23 protein-coding genes and 1 riboswitch are annotated in these 25,760 nt (G+C 69.1%); of the genes, 16 read left to right on the top strand and 7 right to left on the bottom strand.

Features of this window, described 5'->3' with window-relative positions; translation table 11 throughout:
• Positions 1–59: 59 nt before the first annotated feature.
• Entirely contained in the window at positions 60–776 is a 717-nt protein-coding gene (locus HWX36_RS27255; protein WP_059233266.1) for an MIP/aquaporin family protein, read from the top strand.
• A gap of 80 nt (positions 777–856) precedes the next feature.
• On the opposite strand, the gene HWX36_RS27250 is transcribed toward HWX36_RS27255, so the two are convergent.
• The 3 genes from HWX36_RS27250 to HWX36_RS27240 are packed head-to-tail and all read right to left on the bottom strand — an operon-like array spanning position 857 to position 3,539.
• On the bottom strand, positions 857–2,107 hold the full coding sequence (locus tag HWX36_RS27250; protein WP_175956395.1) for an FAD-dependent oxidoreductase: 1,251 nt from the start codon (positions 2,105–2,107) through the stop codon (positions 857–859).
• A 4-nt stretch (positions 2,108–2,111) separates the two neighbouring features.
• Positions 2,112–2,420, bottom strand: a complete 309-nt coding sequence (locus HWX36_RS27245) for a non-heme iron oxygenase ferredoxin subunit (protein WP_175956393.1) — start codon at positions 2,418–2,420, stop codon at positions 2,112–2,114.
• 36 nt (positions 2,421–2,456) lie between these two features.
• The gene (locus HWX36_RS27240; RefSeq protein WP_175956391.1) at positions 2,457–3,539 is read right to left on the bottom strand and encodes a fatty acid desaturase family protein; all 1,083 of its coding nucleotides are present in this window, start codon (positions 3,537–3,539) and stop codon (positions 2,457–2,459) included.
• Positions 3,540–3,711: 172 nt separating this feature from the next.
• On the opposite strand from HWX36_RS27240, the gene HWX36_RS27235 reads away from it, so the two are divergent.
• From HWX36_RS27235 to HWX36_RS27215, 5 genes are all read left to right on the top strand, one after another.
• On the top strand, positions 3,712–4,776 hold the full coding sequence (locus HWX36_RS27235; RefSeq protein ID WP_175956389.1) for a LacI family DNA-binding transcriptional regulator: 1,065 nt from the start codon (positions 3,712–3,714) through the stop codon (positions 4,774–4,776).
• A gap of 156 nt (positions 4,777–4,932) precedes the next feature.
• Positions 4,933–5,991, top strand: a complete 1,059-nt coding sequence (locus HWX36_RS27230; protein WP_175956387.1) for a xylose isomerase — start codon at positions 4,933–4,935, stop codon at positions 5,989–5,991.
• Positions 5,988–6,815: a TIM barrel protein gene (locus HWX36_RS27225; RefSeq protein WP_175956385.1), complete on the top strand. Its 828-nt coding sequence runs from the start codon at positions 5,988–5,990 to the stop codon at positions 6,813–6,815. Before HWX36_RS27230 ends, HWX36_RS27225 begins: the two co-directional genes overlap by 4 nt.
• A 71-nt stretch (positions 6,816–6,886) precedes the next feature.
• Positions 6,887–7,873, top strand: a complete 987-nt coding sequence (gene iolG, locus HWX36_RS27220) for an inositol 2-dehydrogenase (RefSeq protein ID WP_175956383.1) — start codon at positions 6,887–6,889, stop codon at positions 7,871–7,873.
• A gap of 192 nt (positions 7,874–8,065) precedes the next feature.
• A complete protein-coding gene (locus HWX36_RS27215) occupies positions 8,066–8,752 on the top strand; it encodes an HAD-IA family hydrolase (protein WP_175956381.1) in 687 nt (228 codons plus the stop codon).
• A 95-nt stretch (positions 8,753–8,847) separates the two neighbouring features.
• Here the strand turns inward: HWX36_RS27215 and ribB are convergent, their stop codons facing one another.
• The 3 genes from ribB to HWX36_RS27200 form a co-directional block, all read right to left on the bottom strand.
• Positions 8,848–9,558, bottom strand: a complete 711-nt coding sequence (gene ribB / locus HWX36_RS27210) for a 3,4-dihydroxy-2-butanone-4-phosphate synthase (RefSeq protein WP_175956379.1) — start codon at positions 9,556–9,558, stop codon at positions 8,848–8,850.
• A gap of 118 nt (positions 9,559–9,676) precedes the next feature.
• Positions 9,677–9,825: riboswitch (FMN riboswitch) on the bottom strand.
• Positions 9,826–10,014: 189 nt separating this feature from the next.
• Positions 10,015–10,716 carry an XRE family transcriptional regulator gene (locus HWX36_RS27205; protein WP_011353124.1) on the bottom strand — a complete coding sequence of 234 codons (702 nt, stop codon included), beginning with the start codon at positions 10,714–10,716 and terminating at the stop codon, positions 10,015–10,017.
• Positions 10,717–10,912: 196 nt separating this feature from the next.
• Positions 10,913–12,088, bottom strand: coding sequence for an MFS transporter (locus HWX36_RS27200; protein WP_175956377.1), 1,176 nt, complete (start codon positions 12,086–12,088; stop codon positions 10,913–10,915).
• 146 nt (positions 12,089–12,234) lie between these two features.
• Between HWX36_RS27200 and HWX36_RS27195 the strand changes: the two genes are divergently transcribed.
• The 8 genes from HWX36_RS27195 (at position 12,235) to lnt (ending at position 20,555) form a co-directional block, all read left to right on the top strand.
• Complete coding sequence (locus HWX36_RS27195) at positions 12,235–13,167, top strand: LysR family transcriptional regulator (RefSeq protein WP_175956375.1); 933 nt, start codon at positions 12,235–12,237, stop codon at positions 13,165–13,167.
• A 217-nt stretch (positions 13,168–13,384) separates the two neighbouring features.
• Positions 13,385–14,758 carry a tRNA (N6-isopentenyl adenosine(37)-C2)-methylthiotransferase MiaB gene (miaB, locus tag HWX36_RS27190; RefSeq protein ID WP_175956373.1) on the top strand — a complete coding sequence of 458 codons (1,374 nt, stop codon included), beginning with the start codon at positions 13,385–13,387 and terminating at the stop codon, positions 14,756–14,758.
• Between the two features lie 29 nt (positions 14,759–14,787).
• Positions 14,788–15,834, top strand: a complete 1,047-nt coding sequence (locus HWX36_RS27185; RefSeq protein ID WP_175956371.1) for a PhoH family protein — start codon at positions 14,788–14,790, stop codon at positions 15,832–15,834.
• A gap of 147 nt (positions 15,835–15,981) precedes the next feature.
• Positions 15,982–16,758, top strand: a complete 777-nt coding sequence (gene ybeY / locus HWX36_RS27180; RefSeq protein ID WP_175956369.1) for an rRNA maturation RNase YbeY — start codon at positions 15,982–15,984, stop codon at positions 16,756–16,758.
• 12 nt (positions 16,759–16,770) lie between these two features.
• On the top strand, positions 16,771–17,403 hold the full coding sequence (locus HWX36_RS27175; RefSeq protein WP_175956367.1) for a gamma-glutamylcyclotransferase: 633 nt from the start codon (positions 16,771–16,773) through the stop codon (positions 17,401–17,403).
• A 64-nt stretch (positions 17,404–17,467) separates the two neighbouring features.
• Complete coding sequence (locus tag HWX36_RS27170) at positions 17,468–17,617, top strand: hypothetical protein (RefSeq protein ID WP_175956365.1); 150 nt, start codon at positions 17,468–17,470, stop codon at positions 17,615–17,617.
• A 309-nt stretch (positions 17,618–17,926) separates the two neighbouring features.
• Complete coding sequence (locus tag HWX36_RS27165) at positions 17,927–18,814, top strand: transporter associated domain-containing protein (RefSeq protein ID WP_021160150.1); 888 nt, start codon at positions 17,927–17,929, stop codon at positions 18,812–18,814.
• A 52-nt stretch (positions 18,815–18,866) separates the two neighbouring features.
• Positions 18,867–20,555: an apolipoprotein N-acyltransferase gene (lnt, locus tag HWX36_RS27160; protein ID WP_175956363.1), complete on the top strand. Its 1,689-nt coding sequence runs from the start codon at positions 18,867–18,869 to the stop codon at positions 20,553–20,555.
• A gap of 88 nt (positions 20,556–20,643) precedes the next feature.
• Here the strand turns inward: lnt and HWX36_RS27155 are convergent, their stop codons facing one another.
• Entirely contained in the window at positions 20,644–22,299 is a 1,656-nt protein-coding gene (locus HWX36_RS27155; RefSeq protein ID WP_175956361.1) for a tetratricopeptide repeat protein, read from the bottom strand.
• 325 nt (positions 22,300–22,624) lie between these two features.
• On the opposite strand from HWX36_RS27155, the gene glyQ reads away from it, so the two are divergent.
• Both glyQ and glyS read left to right on the top strand, forming a co-directional pair.
• Positions 22,625–23,629: a glycine--tRNA ligase subunit alpha gene (glyQ, locus tag HWX36_RS27150; protein WP_175956359.1), complete on the top strand. Its 1,005-nt coding sequence runs from the start codon at positions 22,625–22,627 to the stop codon at positions 23,627–23,629.
• A 22-nt stretch (positions 23,630–23,651) separates the two neighbouring features.
• Positions 23,652–25,751, top strand: a complete 2,100-nt coding sequence (glyS, locus tag HWX36_RS27145; RefSeq protein WP_175956357.1) for a glycine--tRNA ligase subunit beta — start codon at positions 23,652–23,654, stop codon at positions 25,749–25,751.
• Positions 25,752–25,760 lie beyond the last annotated feature (9 nt).

The raw sequence follows: 25,760 nt of genomic DNA, 5'->3' as shown, positions 1-25,760 counted from the left end.
ACAACAACACCGGCGGACCGCGCAACGCGCGAGTCCGCGATGACATACGAGAGACAACCATGTCACCTTATATTGCAGAGTTCATCGGCACAGCGATCCTCGTGCTGCTCGGCAACGGCGCGGTCGCAAACGTGCTGCTTGCCAAGACCAAGGGCAAAGGCGCGGACCTGATCGTGATCGTGATGGGCTGGGCGATGGCCGTATTCGTCGCCGTCTACGTGACCGCGTCGTTCAGCGGCGCGCACCTGAACCCGATCGTCACCATCAGTCTCGCGCTCGCGGGCAAGTTCGCGTGGTCGAAAGTCGGTGGCTACATCCTCGCGCAGATGCTCGGCGGGATGGCGGGCGCGCTGCTCGTGTGGCTCGCCTATCGCCAGCACTTCGCGAAGGAAGCCGATGCGGACCTGAAGCTCGCGGTGTTCTGCACGGCGCCCGCGATCCGCAGCGTCACGCACAACGTGCTGACCGAAGCGATCTGCACGTTCGTGCTGATCCTCGGCGTGCTGTACCTCGCGTCGCCGCAAGTCGGCCTCGGCGCGCTCGACGCACTGCCCGTCGGCCTGCTCGTGCTCGGCATCGGCATCTCGCTCGGCGGCCCGACCGGCTATGCGATGAGCCCCGCACGCGACCTGTCGCCGCGCATCATGCACGCGCTGCTGCCGATCCCCGGCAAGCGCGACAGCGACTGGCGCTATGCATGGGTGCCCGTCGTCGGCCCGCTGCTCGGCGGCGCCGCGGCGGCCGGCCTGTACCTGCACCTGCACACGACGATCTGATCGTGGCTTGACCAAAACGCGCGGCATTCGCCGCCGCGCGTTTCCCTCCCGTTCTCTCGCGCTTCGCCGCCTCGTTTCCGCTACCGGCCGCCCTCGGCCGATATCAGCGACTTCAGCTTCACCCCCCTATCCGCCACGGCCGCCGGGCTCACGTCGATCCCGCGCTCGACCAGCGCTCTCGCCACGCGCATGTCCTTGACGAACTCCGACGCGCGGCCGAAACCGCTCGCGGCGACGAGCCGCGCGCCGGCGTCGAAATGGAAATGGATTTCCGCGTCGTCGCCGAGCACGCGCGCGACCGACCGCTCGCCGAGTGCCGGATCCCCGGCCACCTGCAATTGCGCGTCGTATTGATCCGACCAGAACCACGGCGTCTCGCGATACGGCTCGGCGGCGCCGAGCATGTTGCGCGCGGCGACGCGCGCCTGGGTCTCGGCGCCGTGCCACGTCTCCTGCCGGACCAGCCGCCCCGACAACGCACTCGGAAACACCGCGACGTCGCCGGCCGCGTAGATGCCGCGCGCCGAAGTCTCGAGCCGCTCGTTCACGACGATGCCCCCCTCGACTGCGAGGCCCGCGTCGCGCGCCAGTTCGTCGGCCGGCTCGATACCGATGCCGGCGACGAGCGTGTCGGCGATCAGCGTGTCGCCGTCGTCGAGCATGACGGCCAGCGCCCCGCTCGCCGTCCGCTCGATCGTAACCGGCTTCCGGCTCACGCGAATGGCTACGCCCTGCCGTTCGTGGAGCGCGTGCACGCGCGCCGCGATCGACTCCGGCACCGCGCGCCCGAGCAGGCGCGGCGCCGCATCGAGCACCGTCACGCGGCAGCCGCGCAGTCGCGCCGACGCCGCGACCTCGAGACCGATGAAGCCGCCGCCGATCAGCACGACCCGCGCATCGGGCACGAGCCGCGCGCCGAGCGCCGCCGCGTCGTCGAGCGTGCGCAACGCGAACACGCCGTCGAGCGCCGCGCCCGGAATCGCGAGGCGACGCGCGCGGCCGCCGGTCGCGAGCAGCAGCGCGTCGTAGCCGAACACGCGAGCGCCCGACACGCGCAGCTCACGCGCGCACGGATCGATTCGCTCGACCGTCGCGACGACCGGCTCGATGCGATCGGCCGCCCATGCGTCCGGATCGCGCAACCGGCACTGCGCCGCGCTGCGCTCGCCGGTCAGCACCCCCTTCGACAACGGCGGCCGCTCGTACGGCAGGTGCGCCTCCGCGCCGATCAGCACGATCCGCCCGCGCCAGCCGGATTCACGCAGCACCTGCGCCGCGCGGCCGCCCGCGTGGCCCGCACCGACGATCGCCATCACCCGGTCGTTCGTCATCGCGTCACACCTCGATCAGGATGCGGCCGTCTTCGATCTTCGCGCGGTACGTGCGCAGCTTCTCGCATGCGGGAGCGGACAGCGGCCGACCATCGCGGACGTCGAAGCGCCCGTTGTGCTTCGGACATTCGATCACGTGGTCGATCACGAGCCCGTCCGCGAGATGCACGTGCTCGTGCGTGCACAGGCCGTCGCTCGCATAGACTTCGCCGGCGATGCGGTAGATCGCGTACGTGTGGCCGGCATGGTCGAAGCGCGCGACGTCTTCATCGTCGATCTCGTCGAGCGCGCCGGTGTCGATCCATTGCGTCATGTTGCGTGTCTCCTCGGTTGGCAGGTTCGATGTCGGTCAGGCGCGCGCGGCGTCAGGCACGGGCCGCACGACGTAATGGGACGGGTCACGCGTCTGCCTGACCAGCGCCGGCACGATCTCCGCATACGCGGCCAGCGTGCTGCGGTACGGCGGCGGCATGTCGGCCTTCACCGCGTCGTGCAGCTTCGGCAGCGCGTGGAACGGCACCATCGGGAACATGTGGTGCTCGACGTGGTAGTTCATGTTCCAGTACAGAAAGCGGAACACCGGATTCATCATCACGGTCCGGCAGTTGCGCCGGTGATCGAGCACGTTCTCGGGCATGCCCGCGTGCTGCGTGAGGCCGAAATACAGGTACAGCCACGCGCCGTAGAGGCTCGGCAGCCCGATGTAGAGCAGCGGCAGGATCGTGTGCCAGTACCACGACGCACCGACCGCCATCGCATAGACCGCGAGATGGATGCGGGACTCGCGCACCACCTTCGGCCGCTCCGATTCGGGCACGTAGGTGCGCTCCTCGTCGTCGAGCCGGCCGGTAAAGGCAATCGCGATCATCTTGCGCAGCTCGCCGGCCACATGCTTCAGCGCGACGATATTCAGCGCGAGCGAGAGCCAGTCGGTCGGCTTCGGCGCGGCGATTTCCGGATCGCGCCCGACGACCAGCGTATCGGTGTGATGGCGTGCATGGCTCCAGCGCCACGCCGTCGCGCGGCGGAACACCTGGAACGACGCGACCTGGTACAGCACGTCGTTCATCCAGCGCGTGCGGAACGCGGTGCCGTGCCCGCATTCGTGCCAGCGCGAGTCGGCCGGGCTGCAGTAGAGCGTGCCGTACACGAAGAACGCGGGGATCGCCCATGCGGAATGTGCGCGCCATGCCAGCCACGCGAGCACGCCGCTGGTCGCAATCGCCGCGTACCAGAGCAGCGTATCGCGGATCGCGCGCGCATCGCCGCGCTGCATCAGCTGCTTCATCAGCGGCCGCGGTACCGGGCACCGGTACCACTCGGCGTTAACGAGCCCGGCCGCCTGCGCACGCTCGCCGGCGCCGCCGATCATCCGGTATGCCTCGCGCCGCGCCGCCGTGCGGTCGTGCGCCTGATCGTCGATATGAACCACGTGCGTCTCCTGGATTCCCTGTCCGTGGGAAGCGCGGCAAGCGCTTCGGCATGGAATCAAAATTAGGCCCGCGGCCTCCCCCGCTCAATCGAAACGTTGACGAAATTTCGCCATCGCTTTAGCGTTCCTCGCATCGCCACGTCTCGATGGCGACACCACGATGGAGACAACCATGGCAGGCGAATCCGGGCCGCGCTGGCGCAAGCGCACCGCGCGCTTCGACGAGATCGCGACGCTCGCCGGCGTCAGCACGACCACCGTCGACCGCGTGCTGAACGAGCGCGGCAGCGTCTCGGCGCAGGCCCGCGAACGCGTGGTGGCGGCCGCGCGGCAGCTCGGCGTGCCGCGCCAGCTACCCGACACGCGGCACGGGCTGATCCACGTCGACGTACTGCTGCCGGACACCGACGCGGCGTTCTTCCGCCGGCTGCAGCTGGCGCTGCAGCGCTCGCTGCAGATGCTCGACCGGCGCGTGGTCGTGCACCGGACGATCCTGCCCGCCGCCGACGACGAGCGCGCCGCCACGCTGATCGAGCGGCCCGCCTACCGGCGCGCGGCGCTGATCGTCACGGCGCGCGACACCGCCCGCGTGCGCGACGCGCTGGCCGGCGCGATCGCGCGCGGCGAAACCGTCGTCACGATGGTCACCGACATCGGCGGCATCGACCGCGTGCACTTCGCAGGCATCGACAACTACCGGGCCGGGCGCACGGCCGGCTACTACATCGGCCGCCTGGCGGCCCGCCACGGCCGCGTGCTGCTGCTCGGCGGGCGCATGGGCTACCGCGCGCACGCGGACCGGATGGCCGGCTGCCGCGACCAGCTCGCCGAAGCGTTCGCCGCCGTCCGCTGCGACGACGAGCCGATCGAGACGCTCGACCAGGACGACCGCTGCTACCGCGCCGTGACGAAGGCGCTGCAAGCGCACGACGACGTGGTCGCGATCTACAACAGCGGTGCCGGCTCCGCCGGCATCGAAGCGGCGCTGCGCAAGGCCGGCGCGGCCGGCCGCGTCGTGTGGATCGGCCACGAGATGATCGACCTGCACCGCACCTTCATCGAGGCCGGCGCAATGGATCTCGCGATCGACCAGGATCCGGACGGCCAGGTGATTTCCGCACTGCAACACGTGCTGCATGCGTGCGGGATCGTCGAACAGCCGCCGCCGGCCGATCCGGTCGAATTCCGCGTGTTCTGTCCGGCAAACGTGAGGACGAGCGCCTACCTGCCGGCCTGAATTCCGACGCCCGGCACACCGTCTGTCGCACCGCATGCGCGTTGCGAAAAAATCGACCGCCGCATTGGCGATTTTTCGTCAACGTTTGTCATGCAGCCCGCGTCGCGCATCCGTACATTGGGCAGCCAATCCCATGACAACGGCGGACAGGAGACGATGGCCGAACCGATCCTCATCGGCGTGAACCTCGACGGCGTGCTCGAACACGACGGCCTGCCGCCGGCCCCGCCCGCCGAACGCTTCCGCATGGTCGCCGGCGCCGGTGTGTTCGACTACGTCGAAAAGAACCCGGCGCGCGGCGAAGACCTGTCGCCCTATTTCGCGCTGGTCGAACGCCATGCGCTGCCGATTCGCGTGATCGGCGGCGTCTGGTGCGCGGGCCGTGACGAAGCACACGTGGCCGAGATCGTCGACGCGGGCGCGCATTTCGGCAGCACGGTGCTCAACTGTCAGTTGCACGCGCATCACGCGGACGGCCATCCGCTGTCCGACCGCGAGGTCGCCGATTTCTACCTTCGCACTTACGAGCGCGGCGAGCCGGCCGGCTGCCTGCCGAGTCTCGAAGTGCACGTCGACATGTGGAGCGAGGATTTCACGCGTGTCGCACGCGTCGCGCGGCATGTCGAACAGGCCGGCGTGCCGTTCCGGATCACGCTCGATCATTCTCACCTGCTGTTCAAGATCGGCAATCGCGCCGAACTCGCCGCATCGGGCATGCGCGACGCGGCCGACGGCGGCCGCCGGTTGCTCGACCCTGCGTCGCCGGACGCCCTCTACGCCGACTGGATCGCGCGCGGCTGGGTCCGGCATGCGCATGCGCGCAGCGTGATGCCGAACAATCCGCACAATCCGTGGATGCGCCGCGCCGACGGCAGGCCCGGGCGCGGCATCCAGTATCCGTTCGTCGCCCCGGCGCCGGGCGCCTATCACGGTGCATGGCGCGCGGCAGCGCTCGATACGTGGAAGGCCGCGCTTCGGCAGTTGCTGCACGCGCAGGCCCACGTACGGCCGGCGCAGGTCGAACAGATCAGCTGCGAGTTCATCCCGTTTCCCGACTACGGCGGCGGCGCACGCTATTCGATCTTCGACAACAACGTCGCGTGCGCGCACTGGCTGCGCGACACGTGGCATGCACTCGCCGCGCCGCCGACATCGCGCGCACCGGCACCTGATTCGAACCCGGCCCCCACTCGAGACCCAAGGACAGAACGATGACGCAAGCCTTCCATTTTTCGCTGAACCGGATGAGCGCACCGCGCTTGCCGTTCGACCGTTACGTCGCGCTGTGCCAGCGCCTCGGCGTCGCCGCGATCGAAATCCGCAACGATCTCGACGGCGTCGAAATCGCCGACGGCACGCCACCCGCCACCGTTCGCGCGACCGCCGAAGCCGGCGGCGTGACGATCCTGACGATCAACGCGCTGCAGCGCTTCGAGCAATGGAACGCCGAGCGCGCGGACGAGGCGGCCGTGCTGGCCGACTACGCGGCGCAATGCGGCGCGCATGCGCTGGTGCTGTGCCCGACCAACAGCCGTGGCGACACGCGCAGCGCAGACGTGCGCCACGCGGATCTCGTGAAGGCGCTGAAGGCGCTCAAGCCGATCCTCGACGCGCGCGGCCTGCTCGGCTTCATCGAGCCGCTCGGTTTCGAGGAATGTGCGCTGCGTCGCAAGTCGGATGCGGTGAAAGGCATCTACGACGCGGCGGGCGAGGAGGTGTTCCGGCTCGTGCACGACACGTTCCACCATCACCTGGCCGGCGAGGACATCTTCTTCCCGAACCTGACGGGCCTCGTGCACATCTCGGGCGTCGAGGAAGACGACCTGCCGGCCGACCGGATGCGCGACGGCCATCGCGTGCTGGTCGGCCGCGCCGACCGGCTCGGCAATCTCCGGCAACTGCGCGAACTGCTCGCGCGCGGCTACCGCGGCGCATGCTCGTTCGAGCCGTTCGCAAACGAAATCGCCGAAGCCGACGACATCGAGGAGCGGTTGCGGGCCAGCATCGACTACGTGCGCGGCGAACTGTCGGATCAATGACCGCCGCCAACGTACGCGGCCGACTCGAGCCGCGTGCCGGCGCAAAATCACATCATCAACAGGAGAACGGAATGATCGAATTCGCGTTGTTCGGCGCGGGACGGATCGGCAAGATCCACGCGGCGAATCTCGCGCGCCATCCGGGCGCGAAGCTGAAGTACGTCGTCGACCGGCATGCGCCGTCGGCCGACGCGCTGGCCCGCGCGCATGGCGCGCAAGTGGCCGACGTCGAGCGCGCGCTCGGCGATCCGGCCGTCCGGGCGGTCGTGATCGCATCGAGCACCGACACGCACGCGGACCTGATCGTCGCGGCCGCGAACGCAGGCAAGGCCGTGTTCTGCGAGAAGCCCGTCGACCTGAGCGTCGAGCGCTCGCGTGCCTGCGCGGACGTCGTCCGGCGCAGCGGCGTGACCTGCATGATCGGCTTCCAGCGCCGCTTCGACCCGACGTTCGCCGCGCTGAAGGCGCGCGTCGAGCGCGGCGAGATCGGCGCGCCGGAAATGCTGGTCGTCACGAGCCGCGACCCGGGCGCGCCGCCCGTCGATTACATCCGCAGCTCGGGCGGCATCTTCAAGGACATGCTGATCCACGACTTCGACGTGTTCCGCTGGATCCTCGGCGACGAAGCGCAGACGCTGCACGCGACCGGCAGTTGCCTGACCGATCCGGCCGTGCACGACGCAGGCGACATCGATTCGACCGCCGTGACGATCCGCACGCGGCGCGGGCTGCTGTGCCAGATCAACACGTCCCGGCGCGCCGCGTACGGCTACGACCAGCGTTTCGAGCTGCTCGGCAGCAACGGGATGCTGCAGGCCGGCAACGTGCGGCCGACCGAGGTGAGCGCGTGGCTCGCGGGAGGCATTGCGACGGACGTGCCGGAGCCGTTCTTCCTCGAGCGCTACCGGCATGCGTACGCGGCAGAGATCGCGCACTTCGTCGACGCGCTGCGCGACGGCATGCCGGTCAGGACGACGATCGACGACGGGCTCGCCGCGCTCGAACTGGCCGAGGCCGCGATGACCTCGTGGAAAACGGGGCGCGTAATCGCGCTGTAACGTCACCGGTCGCAAGTGGCGGCGAACCGCGCAGGCGGGCCGCCGCCGGACGATCGGCAACCCGCCTGGACGATGCGCGGCGAGCGCGCGGCCGCATCGGGAAAATTTGCCGAAGCGGCGCGCGGCATGCGCGTGAAAGCACGTATGATGGCGCATTGATCTGCGTCGCCGACATCCCGCTTTTTCACCACCATGCTCGATCACCTCATCTGCGACTGCGACGGCGTGCTCGTCGACAGCGAAGTCATCGCCGACCGCGTACTGCTCGACACGCTGTCCGCCACGTTCCCGAATCTCGATTTCGAAGCCGCCGCCAAGTCGGCGTTCGGCCAGCAGACGTCGCGCTTCCTGGCGGGAATCGAATCCCGCTTCGGGGTCGAGATGCCCGCCGACTTCATCGAGACCATCGAACACAGCATCGAGAGCGCGCTGGCCCAGTCGCTCGCGCCGATCTCGGGCGTGCGCGACGCGCTGCTGAAGGTGAGCCTGCCGGCGGCCGTCGTGTCGAACAGCCGGCTCGTGCGCGTGCGCAGCTCGCTGAAGCGCGCATCGCTCACCGAGATCTTCGGCGATCGCGTGTTCAGCTCCGAGCAGGTGGCGCGGCCGAAGCCCTACCCCGACGTCTACCTGCATGCGGCGCACACGCTCGGCGTCGCGCCGGAGCGCTGCATCGTCGTCGAGGACAGCGTGTCGGGGTTGAATGCCGCGCGTGCGGCGGGCATGAAGACGATCGCATTCGTCGGCGCGAGCCACATCCCCGACAACTACGCGGACGCGCTGCGCGCGATGGGCATCACGCGGATCATGCGCAAGATGGACGAACTGCCGGCGTTCGTCGAAGCCGGCATCCGCGGCGAATTCGGCGACGTGCAGTCCTGATGGTCGCGCCGGCCCGATCAGGCTGATCGGGCCAGTCCGGCGTGCGCCGGTTCACGCACGCCGTGCTGCGGGCGCGCGAACGCGCCCGCCTTCCCTCAAGCCGGTTCGCAGCAGCGCTCGCGCGCGGCGGCCAGCGCCTCGCGGAACTCGACGAGCTCCGCGATCGTCAGCATCGGCAGCCCGTGCCGTTGCGCGAAACGCTCGACATCGTCGCCACGCGTCATCGTGCCGTCCGGATTCATCAGCTCGCACAGCACGCCGGCCGGCTTCAGGCCCGCGAGGATCGACAGGTCGACCGTGCCTTCGGTGTGACCGCGGCGCGCCAGCACGCCGCCCGGTTGCGCACGCAACGGAAACACGTGGCCGGGGCGCACGATGTCGTGCGGCTTCGCCCCTTCCGCGATCGCCGCGCGGATCGTCGTGACGCGATCGGCCGCCGATACGCCCGTATGCACGCCTTCGCGTGCCTCGATCGAGACGGTGAACGCGGTGCCGTTGCGGCTCTCGTTGGTCTGCACCATTGGCGGCAGCTCGAGCGCACGCACCGTGTCGTCGGTCAGGCACAGGCACACGATGCCGCTGCATTCGCGGATCAGCAGCGCCATCGTCTCGGGCGTGATGCGCTCGGCGGCAACGATCAGGTCGGCTTCGTTCTCGCGGTCGTGGTCGTCCTGCAACACGACCGCACGGCCTGCGCGCATCGCATCGAGCGCGGCGGCGATGCGCGGCGGCACCGGTTCGGAATCCAGCAACGGGAGATCGGCAAAGGCGTCGGCGGGTGCCGACGAAATGGACATCAAGGACATGTGAAACGCTCCTCGCTAATACGATTTGGGCGAAAAACGTTTCAGGGCATTGCAAACAGACAGAACGACAACCCGCTTCGCACACGTGGCGAAGCGGCCCTGGCGGACATGACTATCTGCACATCTTCTCTCATCCGGACTATGACCGTCGGCTCTGGCATTCGACCAGATCTGCTGACCCCGCGCGGATGCGCGGGCGCTCGCGGGCTCGCCGGCTTACGCCAGCCTACCGCCGGTGGGGAATTTCGCCCCGCCCTGAAGACGCACTGATTGCCGGATGGGCCAACCCCATCAGCGGCGGGCCAAGCATACAACAGCTGCGCGCGCGGCGCAGCGAACACCGCCTAAAACCTTACCGACGACCCCGTCTAACGGCATCGTCCAAACCGCCGACAAGCGCACCGCGATCTCGCCCGAACGACGGGAACGCGGCCCGCTTTCGTGCTGCCTGCGCGCTCAGCCGGCCGCGTGCGCTGCATGTGCGGCGTGCGCCGCATCGGGCACGAGCCAGCGCGGCGGCACCTCGGGGCTCACCGTCACGCGAAACGCACGCGCCTCGCTGTCGCCCGGATTGCGCAGGCTGTACGGCTGGTCGGCATCGAACACGATCGCGTCGCCGGTCGCGAGCAACTGGCGGCGCTCATGCACACTGACTTCGAGCGTGCCCTCGCTGACCACGAGGTTGACCGTCGTGCCGGGCGCGCGGCGGGCGCCGGGCTCCGTATGCAGCGGCGCGATCCGCAGCTCGTGGAACTCGGCCGCGGCCGGCTCGCCTTCCGGATACAGCGCGCGCGCCGAGAAGCGGCCATTCGAACTGACGACACGCGACGCGCGCTCGGCCGCCAGGTGCTCGAAGCCGTTCACCGCATGGCGGCGCAGGAATGCGGCGACCGACACCTTCAGCGCCGCGGCGATCTTGCACAGCACCTTGATCGACGGCACGCTGCGCGCCGACTCGATCTGCGCGAGCATCGCGCGCGACACGCCGGACAGCCGCGCGAGCGCATCGAGCGACAACTGCCGCTCGGCGCGCAACCGTGCGAGGTTCACGCCGACGACCTGCTCGAGAACGTCGAGCGACGCGGACGCCCGCGCATCGGCGGCATTGCCGGACTCGAAGGAAGACACGTCGCGCACGAGCGCCAGGGATGAAGACATAGCATTGCCTCCGGGCCGCTTGTGCAGCCCTGCGTATGGGGTAAGCCGGGATCGGAATCGGGGTGCGCCAGCAACGGCGCGTATCGAGACGCTATCACCCGGCCTTGCGCCGGCAAACGAAGTTATCTTCACACCGTTATCAGCATCGCGGAGGAATGCGTTCCTCGCGAACCTTTTCCCGCCGCTATCGCGTCGCTCATTGCGCCGCCGGCGCCGCGCCGCGTGCCGGCCCGCGCGCGTCGAGCCGCATCGCGCACCACGTGACGACGAGCGCCGCGAACGTCACCGCGACGGCGACCCACGGCAGCGCATCGAGCGCGAAGCCGCGATCGAGCGCGAGGCCGCCGAGCCACGCGCCGAGAGCGTTGCCGACGTTGAACGCGCCGATGTTCAGCGTCGATGCGAGATGCGGCGCGCTCGCGGCCTTCTCGACCACGTGCGCCTGCAGCGGCGGCACCGTCGCGAACGCGGCGATCCCCCAGACGAACACGGTGGCGGCCGCCGCGACCGGATGGTGGCTCGTCTTGGCGAACACGACCATCACGGCCATCAACGCGACGAGGATCGCGATCAACGACGGCATCAGCGCGCGGTCGGCAAGCTTGCCGCCAAGCGTGTTGCCGATCGTCAGGCCCACGCCGAACAGCACGAGGATCAGTGCAACCGCGCGCGGCGAATAGCCCGACACGGACTGGAGAATCGGCGCGATGTACGTGAACACGACGAACACGCCGCCGAAGCCGAGCACGGTCATCAGCAGCGCGAGCCACACCTGCGGCTCCTTCAGCACGCGCACTTCGTGGCCGAGGCCGACCGGCCCGCTGTCGCGGCGGTTCGGCACGAGCGCGGCGACGCCGCCGAGCGCCAGCACGCCGAGCGCGGCGACGATCCAGAACGACGCGCGCCAGCCGAGCAGCTGGCCGACGAAGGTGCCGAACGGCACGCCGAGCACGTTCGCCAGCGTGAGCCCCGTGAACATCAGCGCGATCGCGCTCGCGCGCTTGTCGGCCGGCACCAGCGACGCGGCGACCACCGCGCCGATCCCGAAAAACGAGCCGTGCGCGAACGACGTGACGACCCGCGCGACCATCAGCATCGCGTAGCCGGACGCGGTCGCGCACAGCACGTTGCCGACGATGAAGATCGCCATCAGCAGCTGCAGCGCGGCCTTGCGCGGCATGCGGCTCGTCAGCACCGCGAGCAGGGGCGCGCCGGCCGCGACGCCGAGCGCGTAGCCCGTGACGAGCAGGCCGGCCGACGGCAGCGACACGGCGAGATCGTGCGCGACTTCGGGCAGCAGGCCCATGATGATGAACTCGGTGGTGCCGATGGCGAAGGCGCTGATCGCGAGCGCCAGTAACGGAATGGGCATGACGTTCTCCGGGAGGCGGCGGCCGCGGCGCCCGGTCGGTGCCGCACCGCACAAGAAGCGGGATGTGCGCGCATTGTCCCGAATACGCCTATATTTGATAACTGGCGTGGCATTTGAATCATTTTCAAAAATCTTTGGAAAATCCAATGGATCGACTGGGCGATATCCGGCTGTTCGTCGAGGCGGCCGAACTCGGCAGCCTGTCGGCTGCCGGACGCAAGCTGAATCTGACGCCGGCCGCCGCGAGCGCGCGTCTCGCCAAGCTCGAGGCCAAGGTGGCGACGCGCCTCTTCGAGCGCTCGACGCGGCAACTGCGGCTCACCGACGAAGGCCGGCTGTACCTGAACTGCTGCCGCCAGGCGCTGCAGGCGCTCGACGACGCGGACGCGATGCTGCAGGAAGGCCGCAACGTGGTCGGCGGCAAGGTGCGGCTGTCGTCGACCTCCGATTTCGGCCGCAACCAGTTGCTCGACTGGCTCGACGAATTCACGACGCGCCATCCGGACGTCACGTTCTCGCTGACGGCGTCCGATTCGTCGTCGAACCTGTGGCAGGACGAGATCGACCTCGCGATCCGCTTCGCCGCGCCGCCCGACGGCGCGCTGATCGCCCGCCGGCTCGCGACGAACCGGCGCGTGCTGTGCGCGGCGCCGTCGTTCGTCGAACGCCACGGCATGCCGGCCGATCCGCATGATCTGGCCCGCTTCCCGTGCAACGTGATCACGATCGCGTCCGGGCCGATGAACGTCTGGCACTTCACGCGCGGCGACGAGGTGCAGATCCACCGGGTGCCGATCGCGACCGCGTTCGAGACCAATGACGGCGGCCTCACGCGCGAATGGACGCTGCGCGGCCACGGCATCGCGCTGAAATCGCTGTGGGACATCGCCGACGACGTCCGCGCGGGCCGGCTGCGCGTGCTGCTGCCCGACTGGCGGCACCAGGACGCGCCGCTGCACGCGATCTATCACAGCAAGCGCTACATGGCGCCGCGCGTGCGCGTGCTGCTCGATTTTCTCGCCCAACGCTTCGCGCGCGAGGAAGCCGCGCTCGATGACCTGCTGAACGCGTGCCGCTGACGGCCGCGGCCACGCCGTTCAGGGGTCCGAACCCGGCGACCGACGACGTCGCGCGGCCGCAACCCGCCGCCCGCCCGGAGCAGCGCGAAAAGCTATAATGGAAGGCTTTCCCGACGGCTTTTCATGCTTCGCGTGCGCAACCTGCGCGCCGCGCACGGCCGTCCCGATTCACTCTTGACGACGCCCCCAGGTCAACCACTGCGAACGGCGAACCCCCATGACCAAGAAAGTTTACGTAAAGACCTTCGGCTGCCAGATGAACGAGTACGACTCGGACAAGATGGTGGACGTGCTGAATGCGGCCGAGGGCCTCGAAAAGACCGATACGCCGGAAGACGCGGACATCATCCTGTTCAACACGTGCTCGGTGCGTGAAAAGGCGCAGGAGAAGGTGTTCTCCGATCTCGGCCGCGTGCGCGAGCTGAAGGAAGCGAAGCCCGGCCTGCTGATCGGCGTCGGCGGCTGCGTCGCGAGCCAGGAAGGCGCATCGATCGTGTCGCGCGCGCCGTACGTCGACCTCGTGTTCGGCCCGCAAACCCTGCACCGCCTGCCGCAGATGATCGACGCGCGCCGCGCGAGCGGCCGTGCGCAGGTCGACATCACGTTCCCCGAAATCGAGAAGTTCGACCACCTGCCGCCCGCGCGGGTCGAGGGGCCGAGCGCATTCGTGTCGATCATGGAAGGCTGCTCGAAGTACTGCAGCTACTGCGTGGTGCCGTACACGCGCGGCGATGAAGTGTCGCGCCCGCTCGACGACGTGCTGACCGAAGTGGCCGGCCTCGCTGACCAGGGCGTGCGCGAAGTCACGCTGCTCGGCCAGAACGTCAATGCCTATCGCGGCGCGCTGACGGCCGGCGCGTCCGAGATCGCCGATTTCGCGACGCTGATCGAATACGTCGCCGACATCCCCGGCATCGAGCGGATCCGCTACACGACGTCGCACCCGAAGGAATTCACGCAGCGCCTGATCGACACCTACGCGAAGGTGCCGAAGCTCGTGAGCCACCTGCACCTGCCCGTCCAGCACGGTTCCGACCGCATCCTGATGGCGATGAAGCGCGGCTACACGGTGCTCGAATACAAGTCGGTGATCCGCAAGCTGCGCGCGATCCGCCCCGACCTGTCGCTGTCGACCGACATGATCGTCGGCTTCCCCGGCGAGACCGAGGAAGATTTCGACAAGATGATGGCGCTCGTGCACGAGATGCGCTACGACACCAGCTTCTCGTTCATCTACAGCCCGCGCCCCGGCACGCCGGCCGCGAACCTGCACGACGACACGCCGCGCGAGGTGAAGCTCAAACGCCTGCAACATCTGCAGGCGACCATCGAGGAAAACGTCGCGCGCATCAGCCAGTCGATGGTCGGGAAGGTCGAGCGGATCCTCGTCGAGGGCCCGTCGCGCAAGGACCCGAACGAACTCGCAGGCCGCACCGAGAACAACCGGGTCGTGAATTTCCCGGCGCCGCTCGCGTCGCACCCGCGCCTGATCGGCCAGATGATCGACGTGAAGATCAACCACGCGTACCCGCATTCGCTGCGCGGCGAGCTCGTGCTCGTGAGCGACGACGCGAGCGCAGCCACCCACTGACTGATGCTCAACAGGAGCCCGACGCCACTTTGAAGCCGACCCAAGCACTGGAATTCGTCGCGCCGCGCGACGACAACGCGCGCCTCGCCAACCTCTGCGGCCCGCTCGACGAGAACCTGCGGCAGATCGAACAGGCGCTCGACGTCACGCTGTCGCGACGCGGCCACCGGATCACGATCCGCGGGCGCGGCGCCAAGCTCGCGCTCACCGCGCTCGAGAATTTCTACAACCGCGCGCGCGATGTGCTGTCGGTCGACGACATCCAGCTCGCGCTGGTCGAAGTGCGCCACACGTCCGGCAACGGCCGCCAGGATACGCTCGACGTGCGCTTTCGCGGCGACCCCGACCATCCGTTCGACGACCCGGTCGTGCAGCTCGACGCCAGCGAGCCGGACGAGGAGCCCGCGCCGAAGCTCTACACACGGCGCGCCGACCTGCGCGGCCGCACGCCGGCGCAGCGCGAGTACCTGAAGCAGATCCTGTCGCACGACGTGACGTTCGGCATCGGGCCGGCCGGCACCGGCAAGACCTACCTCGCGGTCGCATGCGCGGTCGACGCGCTCGAGCGCGACCAGGTCAAGCGGATCGTGCTGACGCGCCCGGCCGTCGAGGCCGGCGAGCGGCTCGGCTTCCTGCCGGGCGATCTCGCGCAGAAGGTCGACCCGTACCTGCGTCCGCTGTACGACGCGCTGTACGACCTGCTCGGCTTCGACAAGACGGCGAAGATGTTCGAGCGCCAGATGATCGAGATCGCGCCACTCGCGTACATGCGCGGCCGCACGCTGAACCACGCGTTCATCATCCTCGACGAGGCGCAGAACACGACGCCCGAACAGATGAAGATGTTCCTCACGCGGATCGGCTTCGGTTCGAAGGCGGTGGTGACCGGCGACACGAGCCAGGTCGACCTGCCGCGCGGCCACAAGAGCGGCCTCGTCGAGGCGCAGCAGGTGCTCGGCGGCGTGCGCGGCATCGCGCTCACGCGCTTCACGAGCGCGGACGTCGTGCGCCATCCGCTCGTCGCGCGCATCGTCGAGGCGTACGACGAATTCCACGCGCAGCACCAGGACGGCTGAGCGGCCAGCGGCACCTGCACGCCGCCCCGGCCAGACAGCCCGGCCCGGCCCACCAGACGGCGCGCCGGGCATTTTTTCGCCTGCGTGAATTCGGGTGCGATCGGCCGTTTGGTGTATCCTCAACGCGTCCTAATCGCCGCACGCGTCATGAAATCCTCCCGTTCTCGCAAGTCCGGGCGCGCCCAGTCCGCCGCGCCCGCCTCCCCCCGCCTTTCGCTGTTCGATGCGAAAGGCAAGGCCCGGACCGTCAACGCGCAAGGGCTGCGAATCGACTTCCCGGATGGCCGCAGCCTGATGTTCGACCTGTCGGGCAGTTCGGGGGAAGCGGCCGTCGCGATCGTCGCGCAGCACAATGATCCGGCCATGCGCGCGAAGCTCGCGCTGCAGCCCGAGCATTACGACAGCGTGACGCTGCACGTGGGCGCCGAGCCCGCACCGCGCGAAGACGACACCGAAGACGCGCTGCGCGAGCCGGAGCTCGATCTCTCCGTGCAATACGGCGACGAAATCACGAGCGACGTGCGCAAGACGCTGCCCAAACGCAAGCTGATCGCCGAATGGATCGAGCCGGCGCTGTTCGCCAGCGCGCAGCTCACCGTGCGCTTCGTCGGCGAAGAAGAAGGCCGCACGCTGAACGCCGGCTACCGCCACAAGGACTACCCGACCAACGTGCTGACCTTCGCGTACGACGCGGCGCCCGACGGCACCGTGATCGGCGACCTCGTGCTGTGCTGCCCGGTCATCGAGAAGGAAGCGCACGACCAGGGCAAGCCGCTCACGGCCCACTACGCGCATCTGCTGGTGCACGGCGCGCTGCACGCGCAAGGCTACGACCACGAGACGAGCGACGAGGACGCGGCCGAAATGGAAGCGCTCGAAGTCGACATCCTCGCGAAGCTGGGCTTCCCGAACCCGTACCAGTAAGCCATCTGCACGATGCGCAACGCCGCGATGCTTCCGCCCGCCTACCCGCCGTCGATCGGCGACGGGCGCCTGCTGACGGAAGACGAGCTCGCGGCGTCGCTCGCGCACACGATGCGCGACTGGGACGGCCGGCAGGACCTCTGGCTGTTCGGCTATGGCTCGCTGATCTGGAACCCCGGGTTGCCGACCGTCGCCGCCGTGCGCGGCAAGGTGCATGGCTACCATCGCGGGCTCTATCTGTGGTCGCGCGTGAACCGCGGCACGCCCGAACGCCCGGGCCTCGTGCTCGCGCTCGATCGCGGCGGCTCGTGCTCGGGCATCGCGTTCCGGCTTGCCGGCCCGACCGCGCAGCCGCACCTCGAGACGCTGTGGAAGCGCGAGATGCCGATGGGTTCGTACCGGCCCGCGTGGCTGCCGTGCTCGCTCGAGAACGGCGAACGCGTAAACGCGCTCGCGTTCGTGATGCGCCGCGACGCGCCGACCTATACGGGCAAGCTGCCCGACGCCGTCGTGAAGGAAGTGTTCGGCTGCGCGGCCGGCCGCTACGGCACGACGCTCGACTACGTGAGCCGCACCGTCGACGCGCTGCGCGCGAGCGGCATTCCCGACCGCGCGCTGGAAGGGCTGCTCGCGCGATGCCGATGACGCAACGCGGCGCCCGGCTTGCCGCGCGCCGCGCCACTCGCCCGTTCGAACGAGGAGATGACCGATGAAACCGTCCCGCTGGTCGCGCTGCAAGGTCGCCGCGCTACTCGTCGCCGCGAGCGTCGTGCTGTCCGGTTGCGGAATAATCGGTTGCGGCGGCGCCGCGACCAACGGCGCGGCCGGCGGCGGCTGCTCGACCGGCCTGCGGTTCTGATCCGCGGCCCGACTGCGCCCGCATGCGGCAGAATGCCGCCGTCACGCCGCCCCATCGGCCGACCGCCTTCCCGCGCCGCTCGCCCCCGCGCTTCGCGCACCCGTTTTTTGGCCGCTGCTGCGCCGCCGCCCTTTTCTGGGATAGGATGGACGCAAGGACGACGTCGCCCGGCGCGGCCGTCCGCGAGCGGGGCCCGCGCGAGCTGCCCACCCTGGCCGGGCGGCCGGTGTGACACGGCCGCGTCGTGCCCTTGGTGTATCCTTGCCTACTCCGTGACAGCGCGCTCCGGCATGACCCGGGCGCACCACCATGAACGATTCGTATCCCAGTCGTAAGCCAACCGACAAACCGCAAGAAAAGCGTTCGCTGCTCGAACGCCTGACCGACTTCATCTCGCCCGAGCCCGAATCCCGCGGCGAGCTGCTGGAAATCCTCCAGGACGCCCACGAGCGCAACCTGATCGACGCCGATTCGCTGTCGATGATCGAAGGCGTTTTCCAGGTATCCGACCTGTGCGCACGCGACATCATGGTGCCGCGCGCACAGATGGACGCGATCAACATCGCCGACAAGCCGGAAGATTTCATCCCGTTCGTCCTCGAGAAGGCACACTCGCGCTACCCCGTGTACGAGGAGAACCGCGACAACGTCATCGGCGTGCTGCTCGCGAAGGATCTGCTGCGTTTCTATGCCGAAGAGGAATTCGACGTGCGCGGGATGCTGCGCCCGGCCGTGTTCATTCCCGAATCGAAGCGCCTGAACGTGCTGTTGCACGACTTCCGCGTGAACCGCAATCACCTCGCGATCGTCGTCGACGAATACGGCGGCGTCGCCGGCCTGATCACGATCGAGGACGTGCTCGAGCAGATCGTCGGCGACATCGAGGACGAGTACGACTTCGACGAGGAAGCCGGCAACATCATCTCGGGGCCCGATGGCCGCTACCGCGTGCGCGCGCTCACCGAGATCGAACAGTTCAACGAGACGTTCGGCACCGATTTCCCCGACGACGAAGTCGACACGATCGGCGGGCTGATCACGCATCATTTCGGCCGCGTCCCGCATCGCGGCGAAAAGCTGCAGCTCGGCAACCTCGTGTTCGAGATCCAGCGCGGCGATGCGCGCCAGGTCCACGTGCTGCTGGTGCGCCGCAACCCGCTCGCCAGCCGTCGCGCCGAAACCTCGCACGAAGACTGACCGTCGCGCGCCAGCCGCGCATTCCACAACCGCTCGCCCACTTTCGCTTCACATGGACGATCCGATCCTGTCCCGCCCGGCTGGCGGCCTGCTCGCGCCGGCACCCGGCCGCGCGCTGCCGCGCTGGCACTACCCGGCCGCGCTGCTCGCCGGCGCCGCCAATACGCTCAGCTTCGCACCGACGCCGCACGGCGGCTGGCTGCAACTCGTCGTATTCGTCTGGTTTTTCGCGCAGCTCACGCGCACCGCAAGCTGGCGCAGCGCCGCGCTCACCGGTGGCGCGTTCGGCTTCGGCAACTTCATCACCGGCATCTGGTGGCTCTACATCAGCATGCACGTGTACGGCGAGATGGCCGCGCCGCTCGCGGGCGGCGCGCTCGTGCTGTTCTCGCTGTACCTGTCGCTATACCCGGCGTTCTCCGCCGGGCTGTGGTCGTTCTGCGCCGGCCATGCGTGGCATCGCCGCATGCCCGACCCGCGGCCGTACTCGCCGACCTGGCACGGCGCATTCGCGTTCGCGAGTGCATGGGCGCTCGGCGAATGGCTGCGCGGCACCGTGTTCACCGGCTTCCCGTGGCTCGCCAGCGGCTATCCACAGGTCGACGGCCCGTTCGCGGGCTTCGCGCCGGTCGCCGGCGTGTACGGGATCGCTTGGGTGCTGGCGCTGTTCGCCGCGCTCGTCGTGCAGGCGCTCGCCGCCGCCCGGCCGTCGCCGCTTGCCGAACCCCGCGCCGGCAATGCGCGCGTGCGCATCGCCGCGCCGGCCGGCATCGCGGTCGCGCTGCTCGCTGCCGGTCTCGGCCTGTCGCAGGTCACATGGACCGTGCCCGCCAACAAGCCGCTCACCGTGCGGCTGCTGCAGGGCAACGTGAAGCAGGACATCAAGTTCGAGGAAGCGGGCATCGACGCGGCGATCAAGATGTACACGCAGATGATCGTCGAGAAGCCGGCCGACCTGATCGTCACTCCCGAAACCGCGATCGCGGTGATGATCCAGGAGCTGCCCGAGCCGTTCGCCGTCGCGATCCGCAAGTTCAGCGACACGACGGGCTCGGCCGTGCTGTTCGGCGCGGTCGGCGCATCGGTGACCGAGGACGGCCACTACGTCGACTATACGAACAGCCTGTACGGCGTGACGCCGAACTCGCGCGACATCTATCACTACGACAAGCACCATCTCGTGCCCTTCGGCGAATTCATCCCGTGGGGCTTCCGGTGGTTCGTCGACCTGATGAAGATGCCGCTCGGCGACTTCGCGCGCGGCGCGCCGGTGCAGAAGCCGTTCCTCGTGCACAACCAGCCCGTGATGGCCGACATCTGCTACGAGGACTTGTTCGGCGAGGAAATCGCCGCGACGATCCGCGACAACCCGCAGCCGCCGGGCGTGCTCGTCAACGTGACGAACCTCGCGTGGTTCGGCGACACGATCGCGCTCGACCAGCACCTGCAGATCGCGCGAATGCGCTCGCTCGAGACGGGCCGGCCGATGGTGCGTTCGACCAACACGGGGATGACGGCCGCGATCGATGCGCACGGCCGCGTGCTCGGCCAGTTGAAGCCGTTCACGATCGGCTCGCTCGACGTGCGGATCGAAGGCACGAGCGGCTTCACGCCCTACGTGACGAGCGGCAACAACCTCGTGCTCGCGGTGTCGCTGGTGCTGCTCGCGTTCGGCTTCACGTTCGGCCCCGGGCTGCGCCGCCGCAACGGCAAAAAGAACGGCGACGACCAGCCGGAATGACGCAGCGGGCGGCCGCTGCGCAGTGCGTGGCGGCCGCCGCCAAATGCAACACGCAGCGGCGGCCCACGGCCGCAAACCGGCCGGCCGCTCAGGCCTGCCGGGACGACTCCGCCGATTGAGCCGGCTGCGTGGCCAGGCGCCGCAGGTCGCGGCCCACGGCCTCCATCACCGGCTCCCACGCGCCGAACACAGGCTGCCGGTACAGCGTCGCCGTCGGATACCACGGGCTGTCGTTGCGCTCGAGCAGCCACGGCCAGTGCGGATTCACGTCGAGCAGCACCCAGGTGCGCGCGCCGAGCGCACCCGCCAGGTGCGCGACCGACGTGCATACGGTGATCACGAGATCCAGCGCGCCGATGAACGCGGCCGTATCGTCGAAGCTCGTCAGTTCCGCCGTGAAATCCTCGATCGCGAACCCGGCCGCGCGCGCCGCCGCGACATCCGCCTGCGCACCCGGTTGCAACGAATAGAACGCGACGCCGTCGATTCCGCGGAACGCGTCGGCATAGCGCTCGAGCCCGACGCGCCGGAACGGATTGCGCTGGTGCCCCGCGCTGCCCGTCCACACGAGCCCGACCTTCAGCCGGCGCTCGCCCGCGAGCCGCGCGCGCCATGCGTCGCGCGCGGGCGGATCGGCCCGCAGGTACGGCACCGACGACGCGAGCGTCGACGCTTCCATGCCGAGCATCAGCGGCAGGCCGATCAGCGGCACTTCGTAATCGAAGGCGGGCAGCAATTCGACGCCGCCGCCCGCGCTGAACGCATCCGCATGCGCATCCAGGCTGCGCTGCATCAGCGTGCCCACCTGCGGGAACGTATTCCACACGAGCCGGCCGCCCTCGCGATGCACGCGCTCGGCGAGCGGCGCGACGAAGCGGCAGAACTGCAGCACGTCGCCGAGCCCCTGCTCGCCCCACACGAGCAGCGTCTTGCCGGCAAGCGGCTCGCCCTGCCAGCGCGGGCCCGGCAGCACCGGCCGGCGCCCGCGCAACTCGCCCGAGCCGTCCCAGCGCGCCTCGTGGCCGCGCCAGCCGGCTGCGTAGTTGCCGCGCACGAGCTGGATGATCGCCAGGTTGAACCGGTACGACGCGTCGCTGGGTGCGAGCTCGCACGCGCGCGCCGCGTAGCGCTCGGCGTCGTCCCAGCGCTGCGCCTCCTTCATCGCCATCGCGATGTTGTTCATCGCGAGCGCGTTGTGGGGCGCCAGCTCGACGAGCCGCGCCGCGGACGCGAGCGCGCCGTCCAGGTCGTGCGTCGCGATCCGCGCGACGACGAGGTTGATCCACGCCTGCACGTCGCGCGGATCGGCGCGCACGGCCGCGTCGAGCAGCGCGATCTCCTCCGCGCGGTCGCCGCCCGACAGCCGCAGCGCGATCGCGAGGTTGTTGCGCAGCGACGGCCGCCCGGCATCGAGCGCCAGCGCCGCGCGATACGGCGCCACGGCGTCCGCGTGACGGCCCGCCATCTGCAGCGCGTAGCCGTGATTGAAGTACGCGGCGGCACACGGCTGAACGCGCGCCGCGCATTCGGCCAGCGCGACCGCATCGGCCGTGCGCTGCCGCGAGACGAGCGCGCCGGTGAGCTGCGCGAGCGCATCGGCGTCGACCGCATGCAGATGCGCGGCGGCGGCGAGCCACAGATCGTGCGCGGCACGCTCGCCGCGCGCCTGCGCATCGGCGGCCTGCCCGAGCAGCGCGAGAAAGGGCGGAAGCAGGGGAATGAGGATGTCGGTCGGGTCGTCCATGCGGTCGGAATCGGCAAGCGGGTGGCGCGGCACACGTCGCGCGCGCACCGCAATACGCGCATCTTAACGCCCGCGCGCAGTCGCGCGGCACCCGCGTCGCGACAGGCCGCGCGCGGCCGCCCGACGCACGCCGGTCGCGCCCGTGCAGGCCGCCCGAACGGGGGCCCGCGGTGCGCCCGCCCGCGTTCCGGCCGCATCCGCTCGCCGATCCGGTAAAATTACGCGTTTCAGCACACTAACAAGCCGCGCCGCCGCGCGAGCCGACCCTCCGGGCCCCGCCCGGAGCGCCGCCCGCAACGGAGCGCCAGCGCCACGAAGGCTCTTCATGCTTACGTTTCAGCAAATCATCCTGACGCTGCAGTCCTACTGGGACAAGCAGGGTTGCGCCCTGCTCCAGCCCATCGACATGGAAGTCGGCGCGGGCACGTCGCACGTCCACACGTTCCTGCGCGCGATCGGCCCCGAGCCGTGGCGCGCCGCGTACGTGCAGCCGTCGCGCCGCCCGAAGGACGGCCGCTACGGCGAGAACCCGAACCGCCTGCAGCACTACTACCAGTACCAGGTCGTGCTCAAGCCGGCGCCGGAGAACATCCTCGACCTGTACCTCGGCTCGCTCGCGGCGCTCGGCTTCGACCTGAAGCAGAACGACGTGCGCTTCGTCGAGGACGACTGGGAAAACCCGACGCTCGGCGCGTGGGGCCTCGGCTGGGAAGTGTGGCTGAACGGGATGGAAGTCACGCAGTTCACGTATTTCCAGCAGGTCGGCGGCCTCGACTGCAAGCCGGTGCTCGGCGAGATCACCTACGGCCTCGAGCGCCTCGCGATGTATCTGCAGAAGGTCGAGAACGTGTACGACCTGGTGTGGACCGAGTGGGAGGAGCAAGGCCCGAACGGCCCCGAGCTGCGCCGCCTGTCGTACGGCGACGTCTACCACCAGAACGAGGTCGAACAATCGACCTACAACTTCGAGCACGCGAACGTCGACCTGCTGTTCACGTTCTTCAACAGCTACGAGGCGGAAGCGAAGAAGATGATCGACGCCCAGCTCGCGCTGCCCGCGTACGAGCTCGTGCTGAAGGCCGGCCACACGTTCAACCTGCTCGATGCGCGCGGCGCGATCTCGGTCACCGAGCGCGCGGCGTACATCGGCCGCATCCGCGCGCTGTCGCGTCTCGTCGCACAGGCTTACTACGACTCGCGCGAGAAGCTCGGCTTCCCGATGCTCGGCAACCCGCCGGGCGTGCCGGGCCTCACCACCGACGCCCAGGACGCCGCACAGCCGGCGTGGGCGCCGCCGCTCAAGGTCGAACGCAAGATCGATCAGGACTGACGAGACGAGATTCATTCCAAACATGACGCACAATCATCCCGCCCCCCTGCTCGTCGAACTGCTGACCGAAGAGCTGCCGCCGAAGGCCCTCGCGCGCCTCGGCGACGCATTCGCCGAAGGTCTTGCGCAACGCCTCGCGGCGCGCGACCTCGTCGAAGGCGAACTCGTGTTCGAACGCTACGCCACGCCGCGCCGCCTCGCCGTCGTCGTGCAGAACGTGCGCGCCGTCGCCCCTGACAAGCAGGTCCGCGAAAAGGTCCTGCCCGTGTCGGTCGCGCTCGACGCCGAAGGCAAGCCGACTGCCCCGCTCGCGAAGAAGCTCGCGGCGCTGGGCCATCCGAACCTGTCGATCGCCGATCTCGAGCGCGCGCAGGACGGCAAGGCCGAAGCGTTCTTCATCAACTATTCGGCAGCCGGCGCGACGCTCGCCGACGGCCTGCAGGCCGCGCTCGACGAAACGCTCGAGAAGCTGCCGATCCCGAAGGTGATGACCTACCAGCGCCCGGACGGCTCCGACGTGAAGTTCGTGCGCCCGGTGCATCGCCTGACGGTACTGCATGACGATCGCATCGTGCCCGTCACCGCATTCGGCGTCGACGCCGGCGACACGACGCTCGGCCACCGCTTCCTGTCCGACGGCCTCGTCGCGATCCAGCATGCGCGCGCGTACGCCGACACGCTGCGCGACAAGGGCCGCGTGATCGCGCACTTCGCCGATCGCCGCGAAACGATCCGCACGCAGCTGAACGAACATGCAAACGGCGATACCGTCGTGATGCCCGAGTCGCTGCTCGACGAAGTGACGTCGCTGGTCGAATGGCCGGTCGTCTATCCCTGCCGCTTCGAGGACGAATTCCTGCAGGTCCCGCAGGAATGCCTGATCCTCACGATGCAGACGAACCAGAAGTACTTCGCGCTGACCGACGTCGGCGGCAAGCTGCGCTCGCGCTTCCTGATCGTGTCGAACATCGAGACGAAGACGCCGGGCGAGATCATCGAAGGCAACGAGCGCGTCGTGCGCCCGCGCCTCGCCGATGCGAAGTTCTTCTTCGAGCAGGACAAGAAGAAGCCGCTCGCCGACCGCGTGCCGCAGCTCGCGAATGTCGTGTATCACAACAAGCTCGGTTCGGCGCTCGCACGCGTCGAGCGCCTCGAAGCGCTGGCCGGCGAGATCGCGCCCGCGATCGGCGCCGACGCCACGCTCGCGAAGCGCGCCGCGCGTCTCGCGAAGGCCGACCTGCTGACCGACATGGTCGGCGAGTTCCCGGAACTGCAGGGCACGATGGGCACGTACTACGCGCGCCACGACGGCGAAGCCGACGACGTCGCGCTCGCCTGCGCCGAGCACTACCAGCCGCGCTTCTCCGGCGACGCACTGCCGACCACGCCCGTATCGACCGCCGTCGCGCTCGCCGACAAGCTCGAGACGATCGTCGGCATCTGGGGCATCGGCCTCGCGCCGACCGGCGAGAAGGATCCGTTCGCGCTGCGCCGCCACGCGCTCGGCGTGCTGCGCCTGCTGCTCGAGAAGCAGCTGCCGCTCGATCTCGTGTCGCTGCTGCGCACGGCCCACGCGCGCTTCGAAGGCGTGCCGGGCGTGGCCGAATCGACCGATGCGATCCTCGCGTTCTTCATGGATCGCCTGCGCGGCCTGCTGCGCGAGCGCGGCTATTCGGCCGGTGAAATCGACGCGGTGCTGAGCCTGAACCCGACGCGCATCGACGATCTCGTCGCACGCCTCGACGCGGTGCGCGAATTCACGCATCTCGTGGAAGCGGAAGCGCTCGCGGCCGCGAACAAGCGGATCTCGAACATCCTGAAGAAGTCGGAAGGCGGCGCGAACGGCGCGGTGCAGCCGGCGCTGCTCGTCGAAGCCGCCGAGAAGGCGCTGCACGAACAACTCGCGGCCGTGACGCCGCACGTGCAGTCGCAGCTCGAGGCGCGTGCGTACACGGGCGCGCTGTCGGCGCTCGCCGCGCTGCGCGTGCCGGTCGACACGTTCTTCAACGACGTGATGGTCAACGCGGAAGATCCGGCACTGCGCGCGAACCGTCTTGCACTGCTGTCCGCGCTGCACCAGCAGATGAACTGCGTCGCCGACATCTCGAAGCTCGCCGCATAAGGGCCTCAC

It is taken from the genome of Burkholderia sp. BCC0405 (assembly GCF_902833075.1).
Classification (GTDB): Bacteria; Pseudomonadota; Gammaproteobacteria; order Burkholderiales; family Burkholderiaceae; genus Burkholderia.
This window is presented reverse-complemented; position numbering and strand designations above follow the sequence as displayed.